This is a genomic window from Streptomyces sp. TG1A-8 (assembly GCF_030499535.1).
Taxonomy (GTDB): domain Bacteria; phylum Actinomycetota; class Actinomycetes; order Streptomycetales; family Streptomycetaceae; genus Streptomyces.
Window position 1 is genome coordinate 2,046,457 of sequence record NZ_JASTLB010000001.1, and the last position, 23,992, is coordinate 2,070,448.

Annotated in this window: 15 protein-coding genes, 2 rRNA genes and 5 pseudogenes; 8 read left to right on the forward strand and 14 right to left on the reverse strand. The window is 68.9% G+C overall.

Annotation, left to right across the window (positions count from 1 at the left end):
• Positions 1 to 81: 81 nt before the first annotated feature.
• The 5 genes from QQY24_RS08415 to thyX form a co-directional block, all read right to left on the reverse strand.
• A 23S ribosomal RNA gene (locus QQY24_RS08415) occupies positions 82 to 3,203 on the reverse strand.
• A gap of 306 nt (positions 3,204 to 3,509) precedes the next feature.
• Positions 3,510 to 5,036, reverse strand: a 16S ribosomal RNA gene (locus QQY24_RS08420).
• Together the 16S and 23S rRNA genes form the textbook arrangement of a ribosomal RNA operon.
• 517 nt (positions 5,037 to 5,553) lie before the next feature.
• The gene (locus tag QQY24_RS08425) at positions 5,554 to 7,239 is read right to left on the reverse strand and encodes a ribonuclease J (protein ID WP_301972051.1); all 1,686 of its coding nucleotides are present in this window, start codon (positions 7,237 to 7,239) and stop codon (positions 5,554 to 5,556) included.
• 155 nt (positions 7,240 to 7,394) lie between these two features.
• Positions 7,395 to 8,294 (reverse strand): 4-hydroxy-tetrahydrodipicolinate synthase, encoded by a 900-nt coding sequence (dapA, locus tag QQY24_RS08430; protein ID WP_301972052.1) that lies wholly within the window; start codon positions 8,292 to 8,294, stop codon positions 7,395 to 7,397.
• A gap of 210 nt (positions 8,295 to 8,504) precedes the next feature.
• Positions 8,505 to 9,254, reverse strand: a complete 750-nt coding sequence (thyX, locus tag QQY24_RS08435) for an FAD-dependent thymidylate synthase (protein WP_301972053.1) — start codon at positions 9,252 to 9,254, stop codon at positions 8,505 to 8,507.
• A 169-nt stretch (positions 9,255 to 9,423) separates the two neighbouring features.
• Between thyX and QQY24_RS08440 the strand changes: the two genes are divergently transcribed.
• Both QQY24_RS08440 and QQY24_RS08445 read left to right on the forward strand, forming a co-directional pair.
• On the forward strand, positions 9,424 to 9,675 hold the full coding sequence (locus QQY24_RS08440; protein ID WP_301972054.1) for a hypothetical protein: 252 nt from the start codon (positions 9,424 to 9,426) through the stop codon (positions 9,673 to 9,675).
• Between the two features lie 90 nt (positions 9,676 to 9,765).
• Positions 9,766 to 10,320, forward strand: coding sequence for a hypothetical protein (locus tag QQY24_RS08445; protein ID WP_301972055.1), 555 nt, complete (start codon positions 9,766 to 9,768; stop codon positions 10,318 to 10,320).
• A 73-nt stretch (positions 10,321 to 10,393) separates the two neighbouring features.
• Here the strand turns inward: QQY24_RS08445 and QQY24_RS08450 are convergent, their stop codons facing one another.
• The 6 genes and pseudogenes from QQY24_RS08450 to QQY24_RS08475 all read right to left on the reverse strand — a co-directional run.
• Positions 10,394 to 10,846, reverse strand: coding sequence for a hypothetical protein (locus QQY24_RS08450; RefSeq protein WP_301972056.1), 453 nt, complete (start codon positions 10,844 to 10,846; stop codon positions 10,394 to 10,396).
• A 13-nt stretch (positions 10,847 to 10,859) separates the two neighbouring features.
• Positions 10,860 to 11,612: a 4-hydroxy-tetrahydrodipicolinate reductase gene (gene dapB, locus QQY24_RS08455; protein ID WP_301972057.1), complete on the reverse strand. Its 753-nt coding sequence runs from the start codon at positions 11,610 to 11,612 to the stop codon at positions 10,860 to 10,862.
• A 22-nt stretch (positions 11,613 to 11,634) separates the two neighbouring features.
• Positions 11,635 to 13,014: a pitrilysin family protein gene (locus QQY24_RS08460; protein WP_301972058.1), complete on the reverse strand. Its 1,380-nt coding sequence runs from the start codon at positions 13,012 to 13,014 to the stop codon at positions 11,635 to 11,637.
• The gene (locus tag QQY24_RS08465; protein ID WP_301972059.1) at positions 13,011 to 15,233 is read right to left on the reverse strand and encodes a polyribonucleotide nucleotidyltransferase; all 2,223 of its coding nucleotides are present in this window, start codon (positions 15,231 to 15,233) and stop codon (positions 13,011 to 13,013) included. The genes QQY24_RS08460 and QQY24_RS08465 overlap by 4 nt, the downstream gene beginning before the upstream one ends.
• Before the next feature lie 300 nt (positions 15,234 to 15,533).
• A complete protein-coding gene (gene rpsO, locus QQY24_RS08470) occupies positions 15,534 to 15,821 on the reverse strand; it encodes a 30S ribosomal protein S15 (protein WP_030177470.1) in 288 nt (95 codons plus the stop codon).
• A 196-nt stretch (positions 15,822 to 16,017) separates the two neighbouring features.
• Positions 16,018 to 16,335: pseudogene (locus QQY24_RS08475) on the reverse strand (EsaB/YukD family protein); the annotation flags it as partial.
• A gap of 160 nt (positions 16,336 to 16,495) precedes the next feature.
• On the opposite strand from QQY24_RS08475, the pseudogene eccCa reads away from it, so the two are divergent.
• A pseudogene (gene eccCa / locus QQY24_RS08480) lies at positions 16,496 to 18,414 on the forward strand (type VII secretion protein EccCa); the annotation flags it as partial.
• A 124-nt stretch (positions 18,415 to 18,538) separates the two neighbouring features.
• Positions 18,539 to 19,069 (forward strand): S8 family serine peptidase, encoded by a 531-nt coding sequence (locus QQY24_RS08485; RefSeq protein ID WP_367657983.1) that lies wholly within the window; start codon positions 18,539 to 18,541, stop codon positions 19,067 to 19,069.
• Between the two features lie 206 nt (positions 19,070 to 19,275).
• Here the strand turns inward: QQY24_RS08485 and QQY24_RS08490 are convergent, their stop codons facing one another.
• Positions 19,276 to 19,446, reverse strand: coding sequence for a WXG100 family type VII secretion target (locus QQY24_RS08490; RefSeq protein ID WP_301972060.1), 171 nt, complete (start codon positions 19,444 to 19,446; stop codon positions 19,276 to 19,278).
• A gap of 295 nt (positions 19,447 to 19,741) precedes the next feature.
• On the opposite strand from QQY24_RS08490, the gene QQY24_RS08495 reads away from it, so the two are divergent.
• Positions 19,742 to 20,068 carry a DUF397 domain-containing protein gene (locus QQY24_RS08495; RefSeq protein WP_301972061.1) on the forward strand — a complete coding sequence of 109 codons (327 nt, stop codon included), beginning with the start codon at positions 19,742 to 19,744 and terminating at the stop codon, positions 20,066 to 20,068.
• A gap of 52 nt (positions 20,069 to 20,120) precedes the next feature.
• Here QQY24_RS08495 and mycP read toward each other — a convergent pair whose 3' ends face one another.
• Together mycP and QQY24_RS08505 are read right to left on the reverse strand one after the other, a co-directional pair.
• Complete coding sequence (mycP, locus tag QQY24_RS08500) at positions 20,121 to 21,329, reverse strand: type VII secretion-associated serine protease mycosin (RefSeq protein WP_301972062.1); 1,209 nt, start codon at positions 21,327 to 21,329, stop codon at positions 20,121 to 20,123.
• A gap of 36 nt (positions 21,330 to 21,365) precedes the next feature.
• A pseudogene (locus QQY24_RS08505) lies at positions 21,366 to 21,545 on the reverse strand (type VII secretion protein EccB); the annotation flags it as partial.
• A 3-nt stretch (positions 21,546 to 21,548) separates the two neighbouring features.
• On the opposite strand from QQY24_RS08505, the pseudogene eccE reads away from it, so the two are divergent.
• The 3 genes and pseudogenes from eccE to QQY24_RS08520 all read left to right on the forward strand — a co-directional run.
• Positions 21,549 to 22,310, forward strand: a pseudogene (gene eccE / locus QQY24_RS08510) (type VII secretion protein EccE); the annotation flags it as partial.
• A gap of 80 nt (positions 22,311 to 22,390) precedes the next feature.
• On the forward strand, positions 22,391 to 23,089 hold the full coding sequence (locus QQY24_RS08515; protein ID WP_301976177.1) for a hypothetical protein: 699 nt from the start codon (positions 22,391 to 22,393) through the stop codon (positions 23,087 to 23,089).
• 286 nt (positions 23,090 to 23,375) lie between these two features.
• Positions 23,376 to 23,504: pseudogene (locus QQY24_RS08520) on the forward strand (SCO5717 family growth-regulating ATPase); the annotation flags it as partial.
• Positions 23,505 to 23,992: the final 488 nt, after the last annotated feature.

Consider the following 23,992-nt stretch of genomic DNA (forward strand, 5'->3'; position numbering starts at 1 on the left):
TATGAAACTGAACGCCGCACCATGTGCGAGCACACGGGGCTGTTCGTGGTTTCAGAACCAACACAGTGGACGCGAGCAACTGAGGACAAGCCCTCGGCCTATTAGTACCGGTCACCTCCACACGTTACCGTGCTTCCAGATCCGGCCTATCAACCCAGTCGTCTACTGGGAGCCTTACCCCATCAAGTGGGTGGGAGTCCTCATCTCGAAGCAGGCTTCCCGCTTAGATGCTTTCAGCGGTTATCCCTCCCGAACGTAGCCAACCAGCCATGCCCTTGGCAGGACAACTGGCACACCAGAGGTTCGTCCGTCCCGGTCCTCTCGTACTAGGGACAGCCCTTCTCAAGACTCCTACGCGCACAGCGGATAGGGACCGAACTGTCTCACGACGTTCTAAACCCAGCTCGCGTACCGCTTTAATGGGCGAACAGCCCAACCCTTGGGACCGACTCCAGCCCCAGGATGCGACGAGCCGACATCGAGGTGCCAAACCATCCCGTCGATATGGACTCTTGGGGAAGATCAGCCTGTTATCCCCGGGGTACCTTTTATCCGTTGAGCGACGGCGCTTCCACAAGCCACCGCCGGATCACTAGTCCCGACTTTCGTCCCTGCTCGACCCGTCGGTCTCACAGTCAAGCTCCCTTGTGCACTTACACTCAACACCTGATTGCCAACCAGGCTGAGGGAACCTTTGGGCGCCTCCGTTACTCTTTAGGAGGCAACCGCCCCAGTTAAACTACCCATCAGACACTGTCCCTGATCCGGATCACGGACCCAGGTTAGACATCCAGCACGACCAGACTGGTATTTCAACGACGACTCCACACACACTGGCGTGCCTGCTTCACAGTCTCCCAGCTATCCTACACAAGCCGAACCGAACACCAATATCAAACTGTAGTAAAGGTCCCGGGGTCTTTCCGTCCTGCTGCGCGAAACGAGCATCTTTACTCGTAGTGCAATTTCACCGGGCCTATGGTTGAGACAGTCGAGAAGTCGTTACGCCATTCGTGCAGGTCGGAACTTACCCGACAAGGAATTTCGCTACCTTAGGATGGTTATAGTTACCACCGCCGTTTACTGGCGCTTAAGTTCTCAGCTTCGCCCCACCGAAATGGAGCTAACCGGTCCCCTTAACGTTCCAGCACCGGGCAGGCGTCAGTCCGTATACATCGCCTTACGGCTTCGCACGGACCTGTGTTTTTAGTAAACAGTCGCTTCTCGCTGGTCTCTGCGGCCACCCCCAGCTCAAGCAGCACATGCTCTCACCAGACGTGGCCCCCCTTCTCCCGAAGTTACGGGGGCATTTTGCCGAGTTCCTTAACCATAGTTCACCCGAACGCCTCGGTATTCTCTACCTGACCACCTGAGTCGGTTTAGGGTACGGGCCGCCATGAAACTCGCTAGAGGCTTTTCTCGACAGCATAGGATCATCCACTTCACCACAATCGGCTCGGCATCAGGTCTCACCCTGCATGAGCGGCGGATTTACCTACCACTCGGGCTACACCCTTACCCCGGGACAACCACCGCCCGGGATGGACTACCTTCCTGCGTCACCCCATCACTCACCTACTAACCGCTTGGTCCGGCGGCTCCACCACTTTCCATTCCCCGAAGGGTCCGGAACGGCTTCACGGCCTTAGCATCACGATGCTCGATGTTTGACGCTTCACAGCGGGTACCGGAATATCAACCGGTTATCCATCGACTACGCCTGTCGGCCTCGCCTTAGGTCCCGACTTACCCTGGGCAGATCAGCTTGACCCAGGAACCCTTAGTCAATCGGCGCAAACGTTTCTCACGTTTGTATCGCTACTCATGCCTGCATTCTCACTCGTCAACCGTCCACAACTACCTTCCGGTGCTGCTTCACCCGGCAGACGACGCTCCCCTACCCATCAACACACCCGTTGGGGCTATATATGTCAATGACACGACTTCGGCGGTACGCTTGAGCCCCGCTACATTGTCGGCGCGGAATCACTAGACCAGTGAGCTATTACGCACTCTTTCAAGGGTGGCTGCTTCTAAGCCAACCTCCTGGTTGTCTGTGCGACTCCACATCCTTTCCCACTTAGCGTACGCTTAGGGGCCTTAGTCGATGCTCTGGGCTGTTTCCCTCTCGACCATGGAGCTTATCCCCCACAGTCTCACTGCCGCGCTCTCACTTACCGGCATTCGGAGTTTGGCTAAGGTCAGTAACCCGGTAGGGCCCATCGCCTATCCAGTGCTCTACCTCCGGCAAGAAACACACGACGCTGCACCTAAATGCATTTCGGGGAGAACCAGCTATCACGGAGTTTGATTGGCCTTTCACCCCTAACCACAGGTCATCCCCCAGGTTTTCAACCCTGGTGGGTTCGGTCCTCCACGAAGTCTTACCTCCGCTTCAACCTGCCCATGGCTAGATCACTCCGCTTCGGGTCTTGAGCGTGCTACTAAAACGCCCTCTTCGGACTCGCTTTCGCTACGGCTTCCCCACCCGGGTTAACCTCGCAACACACCGCAAACTCGCAGGCTCATTCTTCAAAAGGCACGCAGTCACGAGAATGAAGAAAACTCCACTCCGACGCTCCCACGGCTTGTAGGCACACGGTTTCAGGTACTATTTCACTCCCCTCCCGGGGTACTTTTCACCATTCCCTCACGGTACTATCCGCTATCGGTCACCAGGGAATATTTAGGCTTAGCGGGTGGTCCCGCCAGATTCACACGGGATTTCTCGGGCCCCGTGCTACTTGGGTGTCTCTCCAACGAGCCGCTGACGTTTCGACTACGGGGGTCTTACCCTCTACGCCGGACCTTTCGCATGTCCTTCGCCTACATCAACGGTTTCTGACTCGTCCCACGGCCGGCAGACCGTGAAAGAGAGATCCCACAACCCCGCACACGCAACCCCTGCCGGGTCTCACACGTATACGGTTTAGCCTCATCCGGTTTCGCTCGCCACTACTCCCGGAATCACGGTTGTTTTCTCTTCCTGCGGGTACTGAGATGTTTCACTTCCCCGCGTTCCCTCCACACTGCCTATGTGTTCAGCAGCGGGTGACAGCCCATGACGACTGCCGGGTTTCCCCATTCGGAAACCCCCGGATCAAAGCCTGGTTGACGACTCCCCGGGGACTATCGTGGCCTCCCACGTCCTTCATCGGTTCCTGGTGCCAAGGCATCCACCGTGCGCCCTTAAAAACTTGGCCACAGATGCTCGCGTCCACTGTGCAGTTCTCAAACAACGACCAGCCACCCATCACCCCGGACCACCGTCCGAGTACACTGGGGCCGGCACCTGAGGAAAAAAACCCATTCCCTCAGACACCCAACAGCGTGCCCGACACGACCAGCCGACCAGATCAGCGTTCCACACCCCCAAGGGCAGTACTAGCGCCTGATCCATCCTGGACCCTGCCGAATAGTCAACGTTCCACCCATGAGCAACCGGCATCGGACACTCGCCGATGCACCGGCCTCTGACCGGGCCAGGCCCGGTAAGAAGTGCTCCTTAGAAAGGAGGTGATCCAGCCGCACCTTCCGGTACGGCTACCTTGTTACGACTTCGTCCCAATCGCCAGTCCCACCTTCGACAGCTCCCTCCCACAAGGGGTTGGGCCACCGGCTTCGGGTGTTACCGACTTTCGTGACGTGACGGGCGGTGTGTACAAGGCCCGGGAACGTATTCACCGCAGCAATGCTGATCTGCGATTACTAGCGACTCCGACTTCATGGGGTCGAGTTGCAGACCCCAATCCGAACTGAGACCGGCTTTTTGAGATTCGCTCCACCTCACGGTATCGCAGCTCTTTGTACCGGCCATTGTAGCACGTGTGCAGCCCAAGACATAAGGGGCATGATGACTTGACGTCGTCCCCACCTTCCTCCGAGTTGACCCCGGCGGTCTCCCGTGAGTCCCCAGCACCACAAGGGCCTGCTGGCAACACGGGACAAGGGTTGCGCTCGTTGCGGGACTTAACCCAACATCTCACGACACGAGCTGACGACAGCCATGCACCACCTGTACACCGACCACAAGGGGGACCCTGTCTCCAGGGTTTTCCGGCGTATGTCAAGCCTTGGTAAGGTTCTTCGCGTTGCGTCGAATTAAGCCACATGCTCCGCCGCTTGTGCGGGCCCCCGTCAATTCCTTTGAGTTTTAGCCTTGCGGCCGTACTCCCCAGGCGGGGCACTTAATGCGTTAGCTGCGGCACGGACAACGTGGAATGTTGCCCACACCTAGTGCCCACCGTTTACGGCGTGGACTACCAGGGTATCTAATCCTGTTCGCTCCCCACGCTTTCGCTCCTCAGCGTCAGTATCGGCCCAGAGATCCGCCTTCGCCACCGGTGTTCCTCCTGATATCTGCGCATTTCACCGCTACACCAGGAATTCCGATCTCCCCTACCGAACTCTAGCCTGCCCGTATCGACTGCAGACCCGGGGTTAAGCCCCGGGCTTTCACAACCGACGCGACAAGCCGCCTACGAGCTCTTTACGCCCAATAATTCCGGACAACGCTCGCGCCCTACGTATTACCGCGGCTGCTGGCACGTAGTTAGCCGGCGCTTCTTCTGCAGGTACCGTCACTTTCGCTTCTTCCCTGCTGAAAGAGGTTTACAACCCGAAGGCCGTCATCCCTCACGCGGCGTCGCTGCATCAGGCTTTCGCCCATTGTGCAATATTCCCCACTGCTGCCTCCCGTAGGAGTCTGGGCCGTGTCTCAGTCCCAGTGTGGCCGGTCGCCCTCTCAGGCCGGCTACCCGTCGTCGCCTTGGTGAGCCATTACCTCACCAACAAGCTGATAGGCCGCGGGCCCATCCTGCACCGCCGGAGCTTTCCAGAACCACAGATGCCCATGATCCTCATATCCGGTATTAGACCCCGTTTCCAGGGCTTGTCCCAGAGTGCAGGGCAGATTGCCCACGTGTTACTCACCCGTTCGCCACTAATCCCCTCCCGAAAGAGGTTCATCGTTCGACTTGCATGTGTTAAGCACGCCGCCAGCGTTCGTCCTGAGCCAGGATCAAACTCTCCGTGAATGCTCACCCCGGACCATGCAACCAGCACATCCGGTGCACACATCACGAGAGCGGAACAGCCGGGCGGAATAAGCCCAGCCGTTCACAGCGTCCTCGCTGTGTCTACTTCAAAGGAACCTCGACCATCGGAAAACAACCTCCGACGGACGGGGTATCAACATATCTGGCGTTGACTTTTGGCACGCTGTTGAGTTCTCAAGGAACGGACGCTTCCTTCGTACTCACCCTCACGGGCTTTCCTCCGGGCGCTTCCCTTCGGTCCTGCGTCTCCGACTCTACCAGATCCTTTTCCGATCCGATTTCCTCGGTGCTTTCCAGGTTCCCGCTCCCGCGTTTCCCTTTCCGGCGGTTCCGACTTTATCAGAACTTCTGAGTCGGATTTTCCACCCGGCCCGGAGAACCTGCGTCCAGTCCATGGAGCACTGGGGTTCCCCGCCGGAGGAGTGGCAAACGTACTGGAGCGGGGCGGCCCGATGCAAATCGAGGTGCCCCGCTCCCTGTTGGCGCGGAGGAGGGGTCAGACCTCCACCACGACCGGCAGGATCATCGGTCTGCGGCGATAGGTGTCCGAGACCCACTTACCGAGGGTGCGGCGGATGAGCTGCTGGAGCTGGTGGAGCTCCACGACGCCGTCCTGGGCGGACCGCTCCAGGACCTCCGTGATCTTCGGAAGGACGCCGGCGAAGGCCGAGTCCTCGATGCCCGAGCCACGGGCCTGGACGTGCGGACCGCCCGTGATCTTTCCGGTGGAGGCGTCCAGGACGACGAAGACCGAGATGATGCCCTCGTCGCCGAGGATCTTGCGGTCCTTCAGGGCCGGCTCACCGACGTCCCCGACGGAGAGCCCGTCGACGTAGACGTACCCCGCCTGGACCTTGCCGGAGATCCTGGCCTTCCCTCCGACCAGGTCGACCACCACGCCGTCCTCGGCGATGACGACCCGGTCGTGCGGGACACCCGTCAGTGCGCCCAGCTCGGCGTTGGCGCGCAGGTGGCGCCACTCGCCGTGGACCGGCATCAGGTTCCGCGGGCGGCAGATGTTGTAGAAGTACAGCAGCTCGCCGGCGGAGGCGTGGCCGGAGACGTGCACCTTGGCGTTGCCCTTGTGGACGACGTTGGCGCCCCAGCGGGTCAGGCCGTTGATCACGCGGTAGACCGCGTTCTCGTTGCCGGGGATGAGCGACGAGGCCAGGATGACCGTGTCGCCCTCCACGATCCGGATCTGGTGGTCGCGGTTGGCCATGCGGGACAGGGCCGCCATGGGCTCGCCCTGGGAGCCCGTGCACACCAGGACCACCTTGTGGTCCGGGAGGTCGTCCAGCGTCTTCACGTCCACGACCAGGCCCGGCGGGACCTTCAGGTACCCGAGGTCCCGGGCGATGCCCATGTTGCGGACCATGGAGCGGCCGACGAAGGCGACCCGGCGGCCGTGCTCGTGCGCCGCGTCCAGGATCTGCTGGATGCGGTGGACGTGGCTGGCGAAGCTCGCCACGATGATCCGCTTGCCGGCGCCGGCGAAGACCTGGCGCAGGACGTTGGAGATGTCGCGCTCGGGCGGGACGAAACCCGGGACCTCGGCGTTCGTCGAGTCGGCGAGGAGGAGGTCGATGCCTTCCTCGCTCAGCCGCGCGAACGCGTGCAGGTCGGTCAGGCGGTTGTCCAGCGGGAGCTGGTCCATCTTGAAGTCGCCGGTGTGGACCACCATGCCGGCGGGCGTGCGGATGGCGACGGCCAGGGCGTCGGGGATGGAGTGGTTGACGGCGACGAACTCGCAGTCGAAGGGGCCGATGCGCTCGCGGTTGCCCTCCGCCACCTCGAGGGTGTAGGGGCGGATGCGGTGCTCCTGGAGCTTGGCCTCGATGAGGGCGAGGGTCAGCTTGGAGCCGATCAGCGGGATGTCCGGCTTCTCGCGGAGCAGGAAGGGCACACCGCCGATGTGGTCCTCGTGGCCGTGCGTGAGGACGATGCCCTCGATGTCGTCGAGGCGGTCCCTGATGGACGTGAAGTCCGGCAGGATCAGGTCGATCCCGGGCTGCTCCTCCTCGGGGAAGAGCACTCCGCAGTCGACGATCAGCAGGCGGCCGCCGTATTCGAAGACCGTCATGTTCCGGCCGATCTCACCGAGGCCGCCGAGCGGGGTGACGCGCAGGCCGTCCTTCGGCAGCGGCGGGGGCGGGCCGAGTTCAGGATGCGGATGACTCAAAAGACTCTCCTCACCACGCGCGCCACGTACCGGTCGGGCACGTGGCGCGCATGACGTTCGTGCAGAAGCAGTTGTGTTGTGGAATGCGGGCACCGGTGGCCCGCCTGTGCTGTTGTGTGTTCAGTTGTGAAGCTCGGGTGGTGCCAAGTCTGTTGTCAGAGCTGTACCCCGCCGGCGGCCAGATCGAGCTTGAGCCGGGCCACCTCTTCGGGCGAGCACTCGACCATGGGGGCGCGCAGGGGGCCTGCGGGCAGCCCCAGGAGGGTGAGCGCGGCCTTGGTGGTCATGACGCCCTGGGTACGGAACATACCGGTGTAGACCGGCAGCAGCTTCTGGTGGATCTCGGTGGCCTTGACGACGTCGCCCGAGGTGTACGCGTCGACGAGGGCGCGCAGGTCGGGGGTGACGACGTGGCCGGCGACCGACACGAAGCCGACCGCGCCCACGGAGAGCAGGGGCAGGTTCAGCATGTCGTCGCCGGAGTACCAGGCGAGGCCGGACCGGGCGATGGCCCAGCCGGCGCGGCCGAGGTCGCCCTTGGCGTCCTTGTTGGCGACGATCCGGGGGTGCTCGGCGAGGCGGACCAGCGTCTCGGTGCCGATCGGGACGCCGCTGCGGCCGGGGATGTCGTAGAGCATCACCGGCAGGCCGGTGGCGTCGGCGACGGCCGTGAAGTGCCGGTACAGGCCCTCCTGCGGGGGCTTGTTGTAGTACGGCGTGACGACCAGGAGGCCGTGGGCGCCGGCCTGCTCCGCCGCGCGGGCCAGTTCGATGCTGTGGCGGGTGTCGTTGGTGCCGACACCGGCCACGACGTGGGCGCGGTCGCCGACCGCCTCCCGCACGGCTCGCACGAGGTCCGCTTTCTCCGCGTCGCTGGTGGTGGGGGACTCGCCGGTGGTGCCGCTGACGACCAACCCGTCGTTGCCTGCGTCCACCAGGTGGGCGGCGAGCCGCTGCGCGCCGTCGAGGTCGAGTGCGCCGTCCGCCGTGAAGGGCGTGACCATGGCGGTGAGGACCCGCCCGAAGGGGGTCTGCGGAGTCGAGGTCGGAGCCATGGGTGACACGCTACTCGGTGCGCATTGTGTGGTCTGCCTGCGGGGGCCGGGAAAGTAAGGACAAATGCGGAGCCCGGCACTGCCTGCTCGGGGGTTCAAGCAGTGCCGGGCCCGTCCGATCAGGCTAGATGAACTTCCACAAATGCCGCAATACGGACACCTCACCGGGCTGACCCGTACATCCGTTCCGCGCGGGAGGGCGGGGTCCCGTCACGGCGCCACCCGCCCGTTGGCGTTGAAGGCGGCGTGCGTGAGGGGCATCAGCCGTGCCCACTCGGCCTCCAGCTTCTCGCCGACCATCTCGATCTCCCGCTGCGGGAAGGACGGCACCCTGGCCAGTTCGTGCTGGGTGCGCAGGCCGAGGAAGTGCATCAGCGAGCGGGCGTTGCAGGTGGCGTACATCGAGGAGTAGAGGCCGACGGGCAGGACCGAACGGGCGACCTCGCGGGCGACGCCCTCGGCGAGCAGCTTCTGGTAGGCCGTGTACGCCTGCTCGTAGGACTCCCGCAGGACGCCGCGCACCGCCTCGTGCTGGGCCGGGGTGCCCTCGACGAAGACGTACTTGCCCGGGCGGCCCTGCTGGACGAGCTTGCGGGAGGCGCCGGGGACGTAGAAGACCGGCTGGAGCTCGCGGTAGCGGCCGGACTCCTCGTTGTACGACCAGCCGACGCGGTGCCGCATGAACTCGCGGAAGACGAAGATCGGGGCGCTGATGAGGAACGTCATCGAGTTGTGCTCGAACGGGCTGCCGTGCCGGTCGCGCATCAGGTAGTTGATCAGGCCCTTGGAGCGCTCGGGGTCCTTCTTCAGTTCGTCCAGGGACTGCTCGCCGGCCGTGGAGACGCGGGCGGCGAAGAGGACGTCGGCGTCCGACGCGCTGGACTTCACCAGTTCGACGGTGACGTCGCTGCGGAACGTGAGCGACTCGGGGGTGGTCACGGGGCTCGGGGTCCTTCCCATCACTGCTGAGGTTCGCGCCCACCTTACGGGGCACCCGCCTGGGCGGAGGCAGTGCCTCGGCCCGAATGCCGCGCCGTCGGCCCCCCGGACACGGGCACCTTTCGCACCGCTGGATCGTCTGTCCGGATGAGGCCTGTCCGTCCGTCCCCCGAAAGGAGACACCACCGCGATGTTCCGTCGGCACGAGCCCGTCCCCTTCACCCCCCCGGCCGAGGCCGACACGTTCCGCAGCAACGTCACCCCGCCGCCCCGCCCCCGCCCGTCGGCCGGCCAGTTGGCCGGGCGCTGGCTGCTGGGCCTCACCATCGTCGCCGGGATCGTCGGCTCCCTCATCATCGCAACGCCCGCCCTGTCCACGCCGTCCAGCAGTACGCCGGTCCAGCAGTCCCAGGCGTCGCAGGGGCACGCACCGGGGCGCTGACCCTTCCGGACGTCCATGGGTGGTGAGCGGGAACACGGCCGGATAGCCTCACCGGGCACAGCCCACGCGAGGACCGAGTGAGGACCAGCCGTGCCCCTGCCCTTCCTGACGGCCGACCGCACCTTCGAGACGGCGTCCGAGAGCGCGCTGCCGTACGAGGACCGCGACCGCTGGCGGCGCCCCTACCGGCCCGGGCCGTGGCGGGTGGGCACAGCCGCCGTGGGGCTGCTGCTCTCCTCGTTCGTGCTGTTCGGGGCGGTTCTCGTCGCCCTCGCCGGCTCGGCGGCCCCCGCCGCGGCGATCCTGGCCGCGGCCCTGGCGGTCATCGGCGGCGCGCTGCGGCTGCTGCGCATGGGCGTGTGGGTGAGCGGGCGCGGCCTGCGTCAGGTGCGCTTCCTGGCGACGCGTACGGTGCCGTGGCGGCGCGTCGTCTCGGTGCGGACGGCGCAGCAGCCGGTGCGCTGGCTGGGGCTGCCGCGCACGGTGCAGGGGCAGGCGCTCACCCTCGTGCGCGCGGACCGGCCGGCCGAGGACGCGGCTCCGCTGCTGACCACGCACGGCCTGGACTTCCGGGGGCGGCCCGCGGCCTTCGACCGGGCCGCCGACGCGGTGGAGGCCTGGGCCGCGGAGCACCGCAGGGACTGACCGGGCACGGGGAAGGGCCGGTCCGCACCATCGGCGGACCGGCCCTTCCCCGTGCCCGGGGCGTTGCTGCGGTTCAGGCCCGGGTGTGCGCGCCGTCGTGGAGGGCTATGGCGCGTTGCATCGCCTTGCGGGCGCGCGGGGTGTCGCGGGCGTCGTGGTAGGCGACGGCGAGCCGGAACCAGTTGCGCCAGTCGTCGGGGGCCGCCTCGGTCTCGGCCTTGCGCCGGGTGAACACCTCGTCGGCCGAATCGCGGTCGATGCGACCGCTGGGGGTGCGCCTCAGCTCGTCGACGGGCAGACCGCCCTCGGCGTCGAGTTCGGCGGCGAGCTGGTTGGCCCTGCGGACGAACCGGGTGTTCTTCCACAGGAACCACAGGCCGATGACCGGCAGGATCAGCACCGCCACGCCGAAGGTGACGGTCAGCAGGGTGCCGGACTGGATGAGCATGACGCCGCGGCTGCCGACCAGGACGAAGTAGAAGACGAGGACGGCGGCCGTGACGGCGTAGGAGATCTTCGCGCGCATGTGGGGTCTCGGATCAGCCCAGGTCCAGGAAGTGTTCCAGGCCGAAGGTCAGGCCCGGGGTGCTCACCACGCGGCGCGCGCCGAGCAGGATGCCCGGCATGAAGCTGCTGTGGTGCAGGGAGTCGTGGCGGACGGTGAGGGTCTCGCCGTCGGCGCCGAGCAGCACCTCCTGGTGGGCCAGCAGACCGCGCAGCCGTACGGAGTGCACGGGGACCCCGTCGACGCTCGCGCCGCGGGCGCCGTCCAGGGCGGTGACCGTGGCGTCCGGCGCCGGGGCGGTGCCGGACCGGCGCCGGGCCCCGGCGATGAGCTGGGCGGTGCGCGTGGCGGTGCCGGAGGGGGCGTCCGCCTTGCCCGGGTGGTGCAGCTCGACCACCTCGACCGACTCGAAGTAGGGCGCGGCGATCTGCGCGAATCTCATCGTCAGGACGGCGCCGATGGAGAAGTTCGGCGCGATGAGCACGCCCGTCCGCGGGGACTGGGCGAGCCAGCCCGTCAGCTGCGCCAGGCGCTCGTCGGTCCAGCCGGTCGTGCCGACGACCGCGTGGATGCCGTGGCGCACGCAGAAGTCGAGGTTGCCCATGACCGAGGCGGGGGTGGTCAGCTCGACGGCGACCTGGGCGCCGGCCTCCGCCAGGGTCTCCAGCCTGTCGCCCCGGCCGAGGGCGGCGACCAGCTCCATGTCCTCGGCGGCCTCGACCGCCCGGACCGCCTCGGACCCGATACGGCCCCCGGCCCCGAGAACCGCCACGCGCAGTTTGCTCATCTTGCTTCCTTACGGGAGGTGATCAGGCGACGGCGTCGTGCAGCCGCGCGGCCTGCTTGTCCTTCAGCGGACCGATGACCGACAGCGACGGGCGCTGCCCCAGGATGTCGTGGGCGACCGACCGGACCTCGTCCGGGGTGACCTCGGCTATCCGGGCCAGCATGTCGTCGACGGACATCTGCTCGCCCCAGCACAGCTCGCTCTTGCCGATACGGTTCATCAGCGCGCCGGTGTCCTCCAGGCCGAGGACCGTGGAGCCCTTGAGCTGGCCGACGGCGCGGCTGATCTCGTCGTCGCTCAGGCCGTTCTCGGCGACGTGGTCGAGTTCTTCGCGGCAGATCCGCAGCACCTCGTGCACCTGGCTCGGGCGGCAGCCGGCGTACACGCCGAACAGCCCGCAGTCGGCGAAGCCGGAGGTGTACGAGTACACGCTGTAGGCCAGTCCGCGCTTCTCCCGGACCTCCTGGAACAGCCTGGACGACATGCCGCCGCCGAGGGCCGTGTTGAGGACGCCCATCGCCCAGCGGCGGTCGTCGGTGCGGGCCAGGCCCGGCATGCCGAGGACGACGTGCGCCTGCTCGGTCCTGCGGCCGATCAGTTCGACGCGGCCGGCCGTGCGGATGGCGCGGCGGCCGGAGCGCGGGGCGATCGGCTGCGCGTCGGGGTCCTTCAGGACGCCGTCCCTCTCGAAGGCGGCGCGGACCTGCCGCACGACCTTGTGGTGGTCGACGTTGCCGGCGCAGGCGACGACCAGGTGGGTGGGGTCGTAGTGCTTCTTGTAGAAGCGGCGGATGCGGTCGGCGGTGAGGGCGTTGACCGTGTCGACCGTGCCGAGGACCGGGCGGCCGAGGGGGTTGTCGCCGAACATGGTGTGCGCGAACAGGTCGTGCACGCAGTCGCCCGGGTCGTCCTCGGTCATCGCGATCTCCTCGAGGATCGCGCCGCGCTCGACGTCGACGTCCTCCTCGGCGATGAGCGAGCCGGTGAGCATGTCGCAGACGACGTCGATGGCCAGGGGCAGGTCGGTGTCGAGCACGCGCGCGTAGTAGCACGTGTACTCCTTGGCCGTGAACGCGTTCATCTCGCCGCCGACGGCGTCGACGGCGGAGGAGATGTCCAGGGCGGACCTGCGGCCGGTGCCCTTGAAGAGCAGGTGCTCCAGGTAGTGCGTGGCGCCGTTCAGGGACGGGGACTCGTCGCGGGAGCCGACGTGCGCCCAGATGCCGAAGGTCGCCGAGCGTACGGAGGGCAGGGTCTCGGTGACGATGCGCAGGCCGCCGGGGAGGGTGGTCCTGCGGACGGTGCCGATGCCGTTGGAGCCCTTGATGAGGGTTTGGGTACGGGCGACGGCCCGCGCCTCCGGGGAGGTGCGGGCCGTCGCCTTGGAGCTACGGGACGTCACTGGTCGGCGTCGTCCTTCTTGTCGTCGCTGGAGTCTTCCTCGCCCTCGATCACGGGGATCAGGGAGAGCTTGCCGCGGGAGTCGATCTCGGCGATCTCGACCTGGACCTTGTGGCCCACGCCGAGGACGTCCTCGACGTTCTCCACGCGCTTGCCGCCGGCGAGCTTGCGGATCTGCGAGATGTGCAGCAGACCGTCCTTGCCGGGCAGCAGGGAGACGAACGCGCCGAAGGTGGTCGTCTTCACGACCGTGCCCAGGTAGCGCTCGCCGACCTCGGGCATCGTCGGGTTGGCGATGCCGTTGATCGTGGCGCGGGCGGCCTCGGCCGAGGGACCGTCGGCGGCACCGATGTAGATCGTGCCGTCGTCCTCGATGGTGATCTCGGCGCCCGTGTCCTCCTGGATCTGGTTGATCATCTTGCCCTTGGGGCCGATGACCTCACCGATCTTGTCGACCGGGATCTTGACGGTGATGATCCGCGGGGCGTTCGGGCTCATCTCGTCGGGCCGGTCGATGGCCTCCATCATCACGTCGAGGATGTGGAGGCGGGCGTCGCGGGCCTGCTTGAGGGCCGCGGCCAGGACGGAGGCGGGGATGCCGTCCAGCTTGGTGTCGAGCTGGAGGGCGGTCACGAACTCCTTGGTGCCGGCGACCTTGAAGTCCATGTCGCCGAAGGCGTCCTCCGCACCGAGGATGTCGGTAAGGGTGACGTAGTGCGTCTCGCCCTCGATCTCCTGGGAGATCAGGCCCATGGCGATACCGGCGACGGGGGCCTTCAGCGGCACACCGGCGTTCAGCAGCGACATGGTGGAGGCGCAGACCGAGCCCATGGACGTCGAGCCGTTGGAGCCGAGGGCCTCGGACACCTGGCGGATCGCGTAGGGGAAGTCCTCGCGCGCGGGCAGCACCGGGACGAGCGCGCGCTCGGCGAGGGCGCCGTGGCCGATCTCGCGGCGCTTGGGGGAGCCGACGCGGCCGGTCTCGCCGGTGGAGTACGGCGGGAAGTTGTAGTTGTGCATGTAGCGCTTGCGGGTCACCGGCGAGAGGGTGTCCAGCTGCTGCTCCATGCGGAGCATGTTGAGGGTGGTGACGCCCAGGATCTGGGTCTCGCCCCGCTCGAACAGCGCGGAACCGTGCACCCGCGGGATGGCCTCGACCTCGGCGGCCAGCGTGCGGATGTCGGTGACACCGCGGCCGTCGATGCGCTTCTTCTCCTTGATCACGCGCTCGCGGACCAGCTGCTTGGTGAGCGAGCGGTACGCGGCGGAGATCTCCTTCTCGCGGCCCTCGAACTCCGGCAGGAGCTTCTCGGCGGCGAGCTGCTTGACGCGGTCCAGCTCGGCCTCGCGGTCCTGCTTGCCGGCGATGGTGAGCGCCTGGGCCAGCTCGGGGCGGACGGCGGCCGTCAGCGCCTCGAACACGTCGTCCTGGTAGTCCAGGAAGATCGGGAACTCGGCGGTCGGCTTGGCGGCCTTCGAGGCGAGGTCGGCCTGGGCCCGGCACAGGACCTTGATGAACGGCTTGGCGGCGTCCAGACCGGCGGCGACGACCTCCTCGGTCGGCGCCTCGGCACCGCCCTCGACCAGCTTGATGGTCTTCTCGGTGGCCTCGGCCTCGACCATCATGATCGCGACGTCGCCGTCCTCCAGGACGCGGCCCGCGACGACCATGTCGAAGACGGCGTCCTCGAGCTCGGTGTGCGTCGGGAAGGCGACCCACTGGCCGCGGATCAGCGCGACGCGGACGCCGCCGATCGGGCCGGAGAAGGGCAGGCCGGCCAGCTGCGTGGAGGCGGACGCGGCGTTGATCGCCACGACGTCGTACAGGTGGTCGGGGTTGAGCGCCATGATCGTGGCGACGACCTGGATCTCGTTGCGCAGGCCCTTCTTGAAGGACGGGCGCAGCGGGCGGTCGATGAGGCGGCAGGTGAGGATCGCGTCCTCGCTCGGCCGGCCCTCGCGGCGGAAGAAGCTGCCGGGGATCTTGCCGGCGGCGTACATCCGCTCCTCGACGTCCACCGTGAGCGGGAAGAAGTCGAGCTGGTCCTTGGGGTTCTTGGAGGCGGTGGTGGCCGACAGCACCATGGTGTCGTCGTCCAGGTACGCCACGGCGGAGCCGGCGGCCTGCTTGGCCAGGCGGCCCGTCTCGAAGCGGATGGTGCGGGTGCCGAAGGCGCCGTTGTCGATGACGGCCTCGGCGTAGTGGGTCTCGTTCTCCACTAGCGATTTCTCCGTTACTTGTCGTCTTTCGTCCCTCCTCACCCGTGTGGCGGGGGGACGGTGGCGGAGAAGCGCTCCTGCGGTGCGGGCCGGTCTTCGATCGAAGCACCCGGGATTCGCTTCCCCCGGGGGCCACTACCGAGGACCGGCGGCGGCGTGGTGCGCTTCCCCTCGTTCTGTGTCGTACGTGATGCGTTGTGCTACCACACTACAAAGCGTCGGTGACACCGCGCACGTCCGCACCTACGGCAAAGGGAGCGGTTCCCGGATCCTTCCGGGAACCGCTCCCTTCACGGCGTCCTACTTGGCGCCCGCCGCACCGCGGCGGATGCCCAGGCGGTCGACCAGCGCACGGAAGCGCTGGATGTCCTTCTTCGCCAGGTACTGCAGCAGGCGACGGCGCTGACCGACCAGGATCAGCAGACCACGGCGGGAGTGGTGGTCGTGCTTGTGGGTCTTGAGGTGCTCCGTCAGGTCGGAGATCCGACGGGACAGCAGGGCGACCTGGACCTCGGGGGAGCCGGTGTCACCTTCCTTGGTACCGAACTCGCCGATGATCTGCTTCTTCGTTGCGGCGTCGAGCGACACGCGTACTCCTCTTGGTCTGTGAGTGCCACCGAGTGCCCCCGGTCTTCATCGCGGGGGAGCTTCCTCTACTCGGAGGGCGGGGATCCGCTGGGCGCGGCCTCCAGGGCGCAGGTTGCCTGCGGGCTCCGGGGGTGCGTACACATACGGCCGTCACCCAGGGTACCAGTGCCCCGGGGCGGCTCCGGCCGGCCGCCTAGCCGGTCATCGAGCGCACCTGCGTCAGGACGCCCAGGACGGCGAGGCAGAGCGGGACCAGGACGAGCAGGACGGCGCCCTCGGCGAGGTCGAGGGCGCGTTCGCCGTCGAGGGTGCGGGCGCCGTCGAGGACGCGGCCGTCGCGGCGCACGAGGTGGTACCCGGTGGGGGCGCCGACGGGCTGCGACTGACCGGTCAGGCGGAGGATCTCGGGGTAGATGTCGGCCAGCGCGATGTCCACCGGGAGCGCCACGTCGACCCGGCTGTCGGGGGCCACGACGGTGACCCTGCAGAATCCCGTCGCCGCGGTCGTACTCACTTTCACTGCCCCCTGTTCGCGGACGCACACGCTGCGGGCGTCACCCTACCGGGACCCGCCGTCAGCGGCGGCACGTAGGATCGCCGGCGAGCGGAGGACAGCCGTCGCCACGGGGGTGCCGGTCATCAACGGATCGTCCGTGCGGGGGATTGGTGCTCCGGTGAGCCAGATCGTCATCAAGCGTCCGCCACGCGCGCTGCCGCCCGAAGTGCCCTCGCACGAACTGCGGTCGGAGGCTCCGCCCGAGCTGCCGCGCGGGCAGCAGGAGGGCATGCTGATGCAGGTCCTGCCGACGCTCGGCATGGGCTCGTCGGTGGTGTTCTACTTCGCGTCCCCCAACGCCCATCCGTTCATGCGGATCATGGGTGTGGTGATGCTCGTGTCGACGGCCGCGATGGTGGTCTCGCAGGTCGTCCGCCACCGGCGCGGTACGCAAGGGCAAATGGCCGACGTTCGCCGGGACTACCTCCGTTACCTCGCGCAGACCCGGCGCACGGTCCGCGGGACGGCGCTGCGCCAGCGGGACGCGCAGCTGTACCTGCACCCCGCTCCGGAGCAGCTGTGGTCGGTGGTCGCCGAGGGCAGCCGGGTGTGGGAGCGGCGCGTGGGGGACGAGGACTTCGGCCAGGTGCGGATCGGCCTGGGCCCGCAGCAGCTGGCCACCCCCCCTGGTGACACCGCAGACCGCGCCCGTGGACGAGCTGGAACCGCTGTGCGCCGGTGCCATGCAGCGGTTCCTGGCCGTGCACGGCCAATTGGACGGCCTGCCGGTGGCGCTGTCCCTGCGGGCCTTCTACCACCTGACGGTCTCCGGTGACCCGGAGTGCACCCAGTCGGCGGCGCGCGCGCTGGTGGCCCAGGCCGCCACCCTGCACTCCCCCGACGACCTGGTCGTGGCCGTGGTGGCCTCGCCGGGCGCCGTCGCCCGCTGGGACTGGACGAAGTGGCTGCCGCACTGCCAGTTGCCGGGGCGGTTCGACGGAGCGGGCACGCGCCGTCTGTTCGGCGACGACCTCGGCGAGCTGGAGCAGTTGCTCGCGGCCCGCCTGGAGGGCCGGCCCCGGTTCGCCCGGGACGACCGGCCGCTGCTGGACCAGCCGCACGTCCTGGTGGTGCTGGACGGCGGCATGGTGCCTCCCACCTCGGTGTTCGCGACCGCGGAGGGCCTGCAGGGGGGCGACCGCCGTGGAGGTCGTCCCCGGGGAGCTCGACCAGCCGCGCGGCGGCCTGTCGGTCGTCGTGCGCCCGGAGCGGCTGTGGCTGGACTCCGGTGGCGGGGTCGCGTTCGAGGGCGTGCCCGACGGCCTGTCGCTGCCGGCCGCGGAGGCGCTGGCCCGGCAGCTGGCGCCGTTGCGCACGGGCGGCGGGGACGACGACGAGCCGCTGCTGGCCAACTTGGACTTCACCGACCTGCTGGGTCTCGGTGACGCGGCGTCCGTGGACGTCACGCGCACCTGGCGGCCGCGTTCCGTGCCGGAGCGGCTGCGCGTGTCGATCGGTGTCGGGGTGGACGGCCGGCCCGTGATGCTGGACCTCAAGGAGGCCGCGCAGGACGGCATGGGCCCGCACGGCCTGTGCGTGGGCGCGACCGGTTCCGGCAAGTCGGAGCTGCTGCGCACCCTGGTGCTGGGGCTCGCGGTCACCCACTCCTCGGAGACGCTGAACTTCGTGCTCTCCGACTTCAAGGGCGGCGCGACCTTCGCCGGCATGTCGCACCTGTCGCACGTGGCCGCCGTGATCACCAACCTCGCCGACGACCTCACGCTGGTCGACCGCATGGGCGACGCGATCCGGGGCGAGCTGCAGCGGCGCCGGGAGCTGCTGCGCGCGGCCGGCAACTACGCCAACGTGCACGACTACGAGAGGGCGCGCGCGGCCGGCGCTCCCCTGGAGCCGCTCGCCTCGCTGGTCCTCGTGATCGACGAGTTCAGCGAACTGCTCACGGCCAAGCCGGACTTCATCGACATGTTCATCCAGATCGGCCGCATCGGCCGCTCCCTGGGCGTGCACCTGCTGCTCGCCTCGCAGCGCCTGGAGGAGGGCCGCCTGCGCGGTCTGGACACCTACCTGTCGTACCGGAGGCAAGCGCACACGGTGGCTCCTGTCATCGGCCTCGGCGGTAATCGGCCTGCTCCTCGTGGGCGTCGCCGCCACTCCCGCCCACGCGGAATCGGTCCGGGCACGTCAGTGGCACCTCGATGCCATGCACGCCGATGAGATGTGGAAGACCAGTACCGGGCGAGGCGTCACAGTGGCCGTGATCGACTCGGGGGTCGACGACTCCCTGGCCGACCTGAAAGGTCGGGTGCTGGACGGCAAGGACTACTCGGACCAGCGGGGCGACGCGCACACCGACATCGCCGCCCACGGTACCGACATGGCAGTACTCATCGCGGCCACGGGTGCGCGGGGGGCGGTGAACGGCTCGTACGGACTCGCCCCTGGAGCGAAGATCCTGCCCATCCGCATGCGTTACGCCGCTGAGGAGGACGGACAGGCCGACAACAAGGCCGAGTTCTCCCACACCCTGAGCCGGGCGATTCGCTACGCCGCGGACAGCCCGGCGCGCATCATCAACATGTCGCTGGGCAGTTCCAACTCACCCGGCAGGCGCAACGTCGGCACTCCCGAACTCGCGTCAGCGGTGACGTACGCCCTCGTCAAGGGCGAACTGCTGTTCGCCGCGGCGGGGAACAGCGGGGACAAGTCCAATCTGCCTGAGTATCCGGCCTGAAGCTCATGGTGTGTGTCTCCTCGTGGGTGCGGCCGGGCTCAGGCGAGGTCCGTGATGCGGCTCTTGACCTCGTAGGAGTTGTCCACCTTGCGGATGTCGGAGATGCGTTCCTGCTCCTGGTCGGTGAAGCCGCCGACGCTCGCCCGCATCGCCTCCTCGAGGTCGACGAGGTCGTCCTGGAGCTTCTTCAGGTTGTGGTTGACACCCTACTGAACGGTGTCGAACTCCTTGCCCGCCGCGCCCTGCCAGCCGGCCTGGACCATGTCCACGACCCGGTTGAGGGAAGTCACCCGCTCGCTCACCTGGTGGTGGAAGTCGCGGATGTCGTTCGCGAGCTTCGTCAGTTCGTGCGCACTGTGCGCCTGCCCCTGCGCCATACCTTCCTGCCCTCCTGCGGAAGTGGCGGTGGCCTTCACCACCGCGACGGGTCCGCCCGGACGCTGTCCCGGCTCTCCCGGCGGGCAAGACCTGCTGCGCCCCCGCGCGACGCGTGGTCGCAGCGTCGCACCGCCCCCGTGCGGTACCACACGCGTGGCACCGGCTGCCACTCTGGTCACTGGACCTGGTCCTTCCAACTGCAAAGACGGGACAGGGGAGTTCCGCCGGCCAGTACCGTGACCGGTAGCTGTGACGAGCACACAGCGTCCGTACGTCGGAAGGGATCGCTGCGGTATGACGGAAACGGCTGAGGAGATCAGGGCGCGCAAGGAACGCGAGCGGGACGAGCTGTACGCCCTCGACATCTCCGGCGTGGAGTGGCACTGCGCCCCCGGCACGGAGGAGCACGAGGAGCGGGTCGAGATCGCCCACCTCCCCGAGGGCGCCGTGGCCATGCGCTCGTCCCTCGACCCGGACACCGTGCTGCGGTACACGGCGGCCGAGTGGCGGGCGTTCGTCCTGGGCGCGCGGGACGGCGAGTTCGACCTGAAGCCCACGGAGCGCAACGGAGACCTGGCGGCGGCCGGGGGAACCGGGGACGGGGCACCGGCCGGACAGTGAGGGCCGGGCGGGGGCGGAGTGCGTGCCGCCGTCCCCCCGGCGGGGGCGGCGCCTACCCGGAGCGGTCCTCGTGGCGGCGGCGCAGGTCGCGGGTGACGACGGCCGTGCCGGCGATGGCCGCCACCAGGACGACGGTGATGCCGAGGGCGTAGACGGCGTACCGCCGGTCGCGTTCGCGCGGCGTCTCCGCCAGGGAGAACGGTGCCACGTCGGGGGCGGCCGCCCCGGCCGGACCGGGGTCGGGACTCGGGGAGGCGGGCGGGTCGGCGATGTCCGACTCCTGTACGGCGCGCACCGGGTCGACGACGCCCCAGCCGACGAAGTCGTCATGGCCGTTCACCACACGCTCGGCCGTCTGTTCGATCTGGGTGACGATCTGGGCGGTGCTCCAGTCGGGGTGCTTCTCCTTCAGGAGGGCCGCGACCCCGGCGACGAACGGGGCGGAGAAGCTGGTGCCGTCGTCCGTGCACTGGCCGCCGCCGGGAACGGTGGAGGCGATCTCCACACCGGGTGCCGCCACCCCGACGAAGGGGCCCGCCTGGGAGAAGGGGGCCCGTTCGTTGTCGCGGTCGGAGGAGGCCACGGCCAGGACGCCCCGGAAGGCGGCCGGGTAGGTGTCCTTCACCTTGCCGTCCAGGCCGTCGTTGCCCGCGGAGGCGACCACGACGACGTGGCGGGCGATCGCCCCGCGCACGGCCTCGGCGAGGGCGGAGGTGCCCGACAGGGGCCTGGTCGTGTCCTGGGAGATGTTGATGACGTCGGTACCCCGGGAGACGGCGTAGGTGATCGCCCGGGCCATGGTGTCCGAGTCGCCGCTGTTGTCGGCGTCGTTCTGCCGGATCGGGATGATGGTGGCGTTCGGGGCGAGGCCCACGAAACCGGTTCCCGCGCGGGGGCGGGCCGCGATGATGCCCGCGACCTTGGTGCCGTGCCCCACCTGGTCGTTCGTCGGGTCACCGCCCCTGCCGTCCGACAGGTAGTCGCGGCCGGCCGCCTCGTCGACGACCGGGGCGAGCTGCGGGTTCCCGTCGTCCACGCCCGTGTCGATGACCGCGACCCGTACGCCCCTGCCCTTGCCGGTGCCCTGCCACAGCTCGTCCAGCAGGACGCGCTGCAGGGACCAGGGCGTCCCCTTGATCTGCGGGGCGGGAAAGGTGCAGGCGCCGCTGCCGTCCAGCCGGAGGGCGGGCGCGGGCGGGGCGGCGCCGAGGGCGGCGAGCAGGACGGCGGCGGTCAGCGGGGCCGCCTTGGTCGGCAGCACTCGGGGGCACTCCTCTTCGTCATGTCCGTGGGCGGGTCACGAGCCCTGCGGCCGGCGGGCGCTGTTGGTGTCGAGCCGGGGTCCCTTGGCGAGGAGCTCCGACCAGGCCGCGGGGACCCTGGCGGGGCGGACGTTCTGGTAGCCAAGCTTGACCTGGGCCTCGCTGGACTCGGGACTGCCGTCGGACGTCTTGCTGCCGTCGGCGCCGATGTCCGAGGGCGGGAGGCGCCCGAAGTGGACGGCATCCGGCTGGAGTCGGCGCAGGTCGTCCTGCACACGCAGCCGGCGCCCGCACTGCACCTGCCCCGGGAGTCCGTGGCCGTCGCCAACTACCTCCCGCTGCAGCAGCAGACCGGCGCCCCGGCCGTGCGGATCACCTGGATCGCGCTGAAGCTCGACCCGGAACTGTGCGCGGAGGCCGTGGCCGCGCGCGGGGGCGGGCTGCTCGGCGCGCAGAAGTGCGTCGTGCGGGCGGCGGACCAGCTGGCCAGCCGGCTGACCGGGGCGGGGTTCTCGGCCACGGTCCTCGACGAGGAGGAGCTGATCACCGCGCTGGCCACCTCTGCCTGCGCCAACCCGCTGGTCACCGCCGAGGCGGGGCGCAGCGAGGCGCGGGAGCGGCGCACCCGGGAGTCCGCACGGAGCTGGCGGTGCGACAACCGCAGGCACACGACGTACTGGGTCCGGCGCTGGCCCGCGCTGGACGCGGGCCGGGGCGCGTCGCTGCCGCGGTTCGCCGCCGCGCTCACCGCGGTACCGGCACTCGCCACCACCTTCAGTCTCACCCTGGCACGGGGTGAGCGGCAGGAGGTGTCGTTGTGCGGCCACCTGCGGGTGACCGGGCGCAGCGACGACGAACTGGTCGCGGCCAGACGCGCGCTGGAGGATGCCGCGCGGCGGGCCGGGGCCGGACTCGCCCGGCTGGACCGTGAACAGCTGCCGGGAATGCTGGCCACGCTGCCGCTCGGAGGTGCCCGGTGACGACGGTCCCGACGACGGCTTCCGCGTCCCCGGGGCCGCCCGGCGCCCCGGCGGACGGGGCGCGGCGGTGGGCCGGCCGACTGCGGTACGGACTCGGGCTGATCGGCCCCCGGCACGGACGGCACGCCCTGCCCGTGCCGCAGCTGGACGCGCTCGCCCTGCCCATCGGCGACGACGGGGTGGTCGCCGGGGTCGGCCCCGGGGGACAGCCGGCCGTGCTGGGCATCAACCGGCCGACGCCGTACGACGTCGTGCTGATCGGCGGACTGTGGACGGAGCAGGTACTGGCGCTGCGCACCGCGGCCACGGGTGCCCGGGTCGCCGTCGAGACCGGCCGGCCGCAGGCCTGGGTCCGGATGGTGCACGCCATGGGCGGCGGGCAGAACGGACTCGCCGTGTACGACGTGGGGCGGGTGCCGCCGCAGGGCGCCTCGGCCGGGACGCCCGTCCTGGTCGTGCGGGACTGCGGCATGCGGCCGCCGCGCGGGCGGGTGGTGTCCGGTCCGTGGCAGTCCGTGCTGACGCTGCTGCCGTACCTCAGTCCGGTCGCGCCCCGGCTGCTGCGGCAGGCGCGGCTCGCCGGCATCCAGCGGGTCTCGCCGGACGAGGCCGCGGAACCGGGGCGCACCATGGGCCTGTCCCGGGCCGAGGTCGAGTCGCTGCCCGCGCTGCCCGACGGCGTGACGCTGTGGTGCACCGAGCGCGACCGGCAGTACGTGCTGACCCAACCCACCGACGCCGAGACCGGATTGCTGGGCACACCGCGGCGGATGGACTGAACCGGCCCCGTCGCCCCGATTGTTCGATGCGTATCCGTTGCTTGTCCGCGGGTTTGTCCGTGGTTCGCACGGGCGAGCGTGGCTGAGAGGCGGCCGGGCCTGCCGAGGGGCGGCTCGTGGTGATTAGGCTGGGAGCGGGCGCGATGCCGGACCCCGTGGAGCAGGCGTCGCCGCCCGGGGGAGAGCCGGTGGATCGGACTGCCTCGAACGACTACGGACGACTCGAACGACACGACATGGTCGCCCCGGCACGGCATGAGGGTGCTCGACCACACCAGGAGGAACTGTGAGCAGCGATCGGGACGGGATCCGCGGGGGCTGGGCCACACCCGGCGATGACCAGCCCGACGCGGAGTCGGCCGTCGAGACCACCGGCGAGTTCACCATCGACTACGCGCCGCCCGCCTGGTACACGCAGAACGCGTCCGGGGCGTCGCAGGGCTCCGGTGGCGGCGCGGGCGGTCCGGGGCCCGCCGCCCCGGGGCCGGGGGACGCGGACGGCTCCGCCGGTCCGGGCGCGGACGGCGCCGGGGGCGACGGTGGCCCGCGGTCTTCCGGCACGCCGGGTGCGCCGGGCGGTCCCGGCGCGGCCGGGATCCCCTCGCTTCCGCCGTTCGCCGCGGGAGCGCCCCTTCCGGGGCTGACCCCGCCGCCGCACGCGACCCGGTCGGCCGGCACCGCGGCCCCCGGTGCCCCGTTCACTCCCCCGGCTCCGCCGGCTCCCGCACCGGGCGCCCCCTTCACGCCGCCCGCTCCTCCCGCTCCCGCACCGGGCGCCCCCTTCACGCCGCCCGCTCCTCCCGCTCCCGGGGCGCCGTTCACCCCACCGGCCCCGGCCGCCGGGCCGGGGGCACCGTTCACCCCGCCCGCGCCGCCGGTCGGGAGTCCGCCCGTGCCGCCGGC

Excerpts from the sequence above, each read along its gene's own strand:
- thyX (WP_301972053.1), bottom strand. The coding sequence starts at position 9,254 with ATGGGAAGGACCCCGAGCCCCGTGACCACCCCCGAGTCGCTCACGTTC.
- dapA (WP_301972052.1), bottom strand. The coding sequence starts at position 8,294 with ATGGCTCCGACCTCGACTCCGCAGACCCCCTTCGGGCGGGTCCTCACC.
- QQY24_RS08485 (WP_367657983.1), top strand. The coding sequence starts at position 18,539 with ATGCACGCCGATGAGATGTGGAAGACCAGTACCGGGCGAGGCGTCACA.
- QQY24_RS08495 (WP_301972061.1), top strand. The coding sequence starts at position 19,742 with ATGACGGAAACGGCTGAGGAGATCAGGGCGCGCAAGGAACGCGAGCGG.
- QQY24_RS08490 (WP_301972060.1), bottom strand. The coding sequence starts at position 19,446 with ATGGCGCAGGGGCAGGCGCACAGTGCGCACGAACTGACGAAGCTCGCG.
- dapB (WP_301972057.1), bottom strand. The coding sequence starts at position 11,612 with ATGAGCAAACTGCGCGTGGCGGTTCTCGGGGCCGGGGGCCGTATCGGG.
- QQY24_RS08440 (WP_301972054.1), top strand. The coding sequence starts at position 9,424 with ATGTTCCGTCGGCACGAGCCCGTCCCCTTCACCCCCCCGGCCGAGGCC.
- QQY24_RS08450 (WP_301972056.1), bottom strand. The coding sequence starts at position 10,846 with ATGCGCGCGAAGATCTCCTACGCCGTCACGGCCGCCGTCCTCGTCTTC.